Origin of the sequence: Amycolatopsis sp. WAC 01375, from assembly GCF_003947325.1 — a bacterium.
Classification (GTDB): domain Bacteria; phylum Actinomycetota; class Actinomycetes; order Mycobacteriales; family Pseudonocardiaceae; genus Amycolatopsis.
In genome coordinates this window covers 1-4,094 of the sequence record NZ_QHHW01000041.1, presented here as the reverse complement: position 1 = coordinate 4,094, position 4,094 = coordinate 1, and the positions used below count along the sequence as shown (strand labels likewise).

5 protein-coding genes are annotated in these 4,094 nt (G+C 65.4%); all 5 read right to left on the bottom strand.

Going from position 1 to position 4,094, the window contains the following annotated elements; genetic code table 11:
* Positions 1 to 285: 285 nt before the first annotated feature.
* Entirely contained in the window at positions 286 to 1,182 is an 897-nt protein-coding gene (locus tag DL991_RS29145; protein WP_125787563.1) for an N-6 DNA methylase, read from the bottom strand.
* Positions 1,179 to 1,868 carry a hypothetical protein gene (locus DL991_RS29140; protein ID WP_125787562.1) on the bottom strand — a complete coding sequence of 230 codons (690 nt, stop codon included), beginning with the start codon at positions 1,866 to 1,868 and terminating at the stop codon, positions 1,179 to 1,181. Before DL991_RS29140 ends, DL991_RS29145 begins: the two co-directional genes overlap by 4 nt.
* A 760-nt stretch (positions 1,869 to 2,628) precedes the next feature.
* Positions 2,629 to 2,847, bottom strand: coding sequence for a hypothetical protein (locus DL991_RS29135; RefSeq protein ID WP_125787561.1), 219 nt, complete (start codon positions 2,845 to 2,847; stop codon positions 2,629 to 2,631).
* Between the two features lie 130 nt (positions 2,848 to 2,977).
* A complete protein-coding gene (locus DL991_RS29130) occupies positions 2,978 to 3,196 on the bottom strand; it encodes a hypothetical protein (protein WP_125787560.1) in 219 nt (72 codons plus the stop codon).
* A gap of 466 nt (positions 3,197 to 3,662) precedes the next feature.
* Entirely contained in the window at positions 3,663 to 3,899 is a 237-nt protein-coding gene (locus DL991_RS29125) for a hypothetical protein (protein WP_125787559.1), read from the bottom strand.
* Positions 3,900 to 4,094 lie beyond the last annotated feature (195 nt).

Sequence of the window (4,094 nt, the reverse complement as noted above, 5' to 3'; positions counted from 1 at the left end):
GTCAATAGGGTGGGATCGCGCGTCAGCGCGACCGAGCGCAGCGAGGCCTGTCTCACCCGGTCGGCTGGGCGTTCAGCGCTTCGGGCGCAGCCGCGGACGTCGGTCAGCGTCGGTGAGCCCTCAACACCGCGGGACCTCTCCTCCCCAGCGGGATGCAAGCGGCTCACAGGGTTGAAGCAGAAGCCGATGCCGCGAACGCACCACCCGGGAGCACGCATCAGACTGGCGCACGGCCACGTCCTTGCGTGGTTGCTCGCGAGGCAGTGCGGTCGGACAACGGCCCGGCTACGGCTCGTCTCCTGTCGTGACGTCGGCGGACGACGAGGCGCTGCCACGTCGTGTGTCAGTCAGGGCCATGACAGCCTTCAGCGCGGAGAGTTGTTTCATCAGGACGACCGGTTCGCTCCGCTCGGCGAGAGCACGCTCACGCCAGTCAGCAGTCAGGGTGTTGCCGACGCCGAGCAGCACGTTCGTGCCCAATCCCCAGAGCACCACATTGACCGCGCAGCACGCGACGGCCAGCTCGTCGACGTCATTGCCTTCCCAGGAGGCGGTCGCGGGATCGTCTCCGGCGCTGCGCATCGCCGCGGCGGCCGCGCGGAACATGCCACCGGTCCCGCAGGCAGGGTCGTTGACGGACTCGCCTGGCGCGGGTGTTCCCGCCAAGCGGGCAATCAGGTCGGTGACGCTTGTCGGGGTGTAGTACTGGCCGCGGGCTTTCCACGACGATTCTGTCCGTACCGTGGTCAGCACGGCGCCGAGCAGATCGATCTCCCAGCGAGTGGTGTCGGTGAGCACGAACAGGTCCCGGCGCAGCACCTCGTGGGCGACGGCGTGCGCTGCCTTCACCTTCTCCGGGGTCATTTGCCGTTCGCCCAGCCACGGCTGTATCAGGGGCCAGGCCCGGTTCGCCAAATCCGGGCGCGCGAGAACGAACTCCTTCCACATCCGACGAACCAGGTCGGCAAAGCCATCGGGCTCCAGTGCGCTGATCGCGCTCGCCAGGGTGGCCCGCCTCGAAGGCGGAGGGGCGAGCAGAGACAGCACCGCTACGACAGACACCGGGATCTCGAGGTCACCGTGTCCGTGCCGGGCATGCCAGACTTCGTCGACCCGTTCGGCGATCTTCTGAGCATGCGCGCGTGGGTCGCCTCCGGAACAGGTCCGCGTGCGGGCCATCATGCCGGCACCTGCTGGTCGCACTCGGCCGCAGCGAGCGCGCGGACCGTCGCGACGAACTCGCCGTGCAGCCCGGCATTACTCCCTGGCTCGCATCCTGTCTTCTCCAGTCGGTCGGCCAGTTGCCGCAGAGCAGCAGCGACGTCCTGCGGAGTGACCGCCAAGTACAGGGCACGGCCAAGGGCCTGGTGCGCCGAGACCAGTTGCCGCCAGAGCGCGACTTCCTCGGACAGGGGCAGCTGAGGACTGCCCGCGGTTCGGAAAGCCACCGCGTCCGCGCGCTTGCGCAAGAATCGCCGGTACGCCCGGATCAGATCCATGCGGTCCGTGCCCACAGCAACTTCCTGCGTGCTGCGGGGAAAGGATGCGGTTCCATCGGGGAGAGCTTGAAAGATCCAGGGCAGGACATCGAATGACGAGGCCTGGACCATCCAGGTCGTGGTGCTGTCGGGTGAGCTGAGGAAGTGAGTACCGGTGTGCTGGCTGGCCAGCTGCGCACGCCCTGCGGGGGTCTCCAACTGCCACAGGGTGCAGTCCTCGGTGGCGTCGATCCCGAAGTCCGGGGAACGGAAGACGGTTGTGAGAGTCCTGAAGGTGGCGGTGAGCAGTCCCCGAACAGCCCATCCGGGCGCGGCAGCGCCAGGAGGTGAGATGACGACGGTGAGGTCGGGACGGATGACGGCGGACATGGCCAGGTTCCGATCTACGGGCGCCGGATTACGTCCGGCGGGTCGCGCCCCGGTGCTCCGGGGCGCGACCCGAGAGCCGTAGACGTCCACCTGCGCCCGACTGCGCGCAACACAAACTCGCCGGGCCAGGCGCAGGTGGACGTCAACGGCTACTGTCGGGGCCCCCGGAGTAGCGGGGCGCGACCCGTCCGCGGCTGCGCTGAACTCGCGGTCAAAAGCTGACACGAGCGACTTGTGGGCAGCCCGATGCTCTCGACAGCGCCACGGCATCCGCATGGTCAGCGATCAGACGTGCCGCATCCGCTTGGCAAGAGTCGTGACCAGAACCAGGAAGGCGCACCTTCCTACCGGCAGCGGAGGTAACCCGCGCCGACACCGTCCACTAGCTGCTGCTTCCGTGCGGTCCGCGGTGACATGGGTCTACAGCGGCGGACTCAGCTTTCATGAGAACGGCTGGGTGTCTCGGGCGACTTCGCCGCAGCTTCGAACATAGGCAATTTGCGCGAGGCCAGGCACGCGATGGGTCAGCTCTCCTACCAGTTCGGCGTACTGTCCAGCGCGGATCCGCTCGGCCGAACTTGTCACGTCGACAGGCGAGGCTATCGGTCTCTCCGTTCACCTCTCTGCCTTGTTTACGTGCCGTATGTGACTCGGCCTGGCCCGGATCTGCTAGGTCGAGTCACATACGGATAGACATCCACCGGCATTGCTGGTACACGACCGCAGGGAGCACCGCCTGGCGGAGAAGCTCCCGCGTCGTTCAGGTGCGGTCAATCACGAACTGAATGAAGTCCGTCCTCCGAAACGGTGAGGTCGGGTCGTACATATCGAGCATCCTGGCGATCGTCGCAGCGGAGAGGTGGTCTTCTTTGTGCAGGTCCTGGATGCGGGTGACGACACCTTCGAGGAAGTAGTCAGTTTGCGGCTCCCACCCGAGGAAAGTCGCGGCGTCCGCCACCAATTTGTCGAACTTGCTCATTGCGCAGCTCTCCTTCGTCGCTACTCTGAGTAACTTCTTGGCAAGTTCCGGAGACCTCTGGAATCCGCTCCACTGACGCAGGCGGACCCCAGAGGTTCGTCGGCACCTATCCGCGCACAGGGAATCGCGTTCAAGTCCGGTCGATCACGAATTGGATGAAGTCTTCACGCCGCAGCGGTGAAGACTTGCCATGACCGGTCAGCATCTTCGCGATTGCTGCAGCGTCGAGGTGGTCTTTTGTGTGCAGTTCCTGGATGCGTCGAACGATGCCTTCGAGGACCGGGTCCTTGCGCGGATACCAGCCAAGGTACATTGCCGCGTTCGCCACCAGTTTGTCGAAGTTGTTCACTGGCTAGCTTCTCCTTCGTTAATTAGGCGTGCAAACGTGGGAATGGTTCGAAGGGCCTCTGCGGTCCGCACCGGTGACGCTGGCGAACCCCAGAGACACTTCAAGGCTTATTCGCTCGTCGACACCATGTTGGCGATCTTCGCCTGAAGGTCGTCGCGTTTGACGAAGATCGTTTTCCCGGTCACGGAGATCGAAATCATGCCGTGCTTGTTGGTGAAGTAACCCGGGGCTCGACGTCCGGCGGCGGTCCAAGCCTTCGCCTCCGTGGCGGCAGAGCCGTTCGCTTCGCCGTTATCGCCCTTGATCCGATACTCGAAATAGCCCTGACCATAAGGACGTCTTTCCTTTCCTGCGTTAAAGTGGACCTACGGCAGCACCTGGAATGCTGCGCAGAGCGCGAAGTGGGCATCAGCGGCTGCGCACTGTTTGCTGAGGACTGTTCGGCGCCGCTGACGTGTGGGAGTTCTCAGTACTCGCCGAGCTCGAGGTCGTGGATACTCGGCATCGGCTCGGCTGCGGCCCGCGAGCAGGCGGGCTTGTTGTGTTTGATGCGGCCGTCGAATTCCTTGCCGCAGCCCTTGCAGGGCTTGCTGGAAACCACGCGCGCTGCGGTCGCGGCTTCGACTCCTCGCTTCGTTGTCGTCACCGCGGTCTTGGCCGCCTTCTTGGCTGCGCCTTTGACGAGCTTCTTCATCAGTGCCATGTGGTGGAGCTCCTGGTGGGTGTCGCCGGGCACCGGCGAGGTGGCGCGCCCCGGGCTTGGGGGCGGAGCCAGCAGGAGCGGCGGTCGCGGACCGGCCGGGGCGTGGCCGCTCGGCCGACCGGGTGGGATCGCGCGTCAGCGCGACCGAGCGCAGCGAGGCCTGTCTCACCCGGTCGGCTGGGCGTTCAGCGCTTC

Bases quoted from the DNA above. Each gene is read 5' to 3' on its own strand.
- DL991_RS29145 (WP_125787563.1), bottom strand. From the start codon at position 1,182: ATGATGGCCCGCACGCGGACCTGTTCCGGAGGCGACCCACGCGCGCAT.
- DL991_RS29140 (WP_125787562.1), bottom strand. From the start codon at position 1,868: ATGTCCGCCGTCATCCGTCCCGACCTCACCGTCGTCATCTCACCTCCT.
- DL991_RS29135 (WP_125787561.1), bottom strand. From the start codon at position 2,847: ATGAGCAAGTTCGACAAATTGGTGGCGGACGCCGCGACTTTCCTCGGG.
- DL991_RS29125 (WP_125787559.1), bottom strand. From the start codon at position 3,899: ATGGCACTGATGAAGAAGCTCGTCAAAGGCGCAGCCAAGAAGGCGGCC.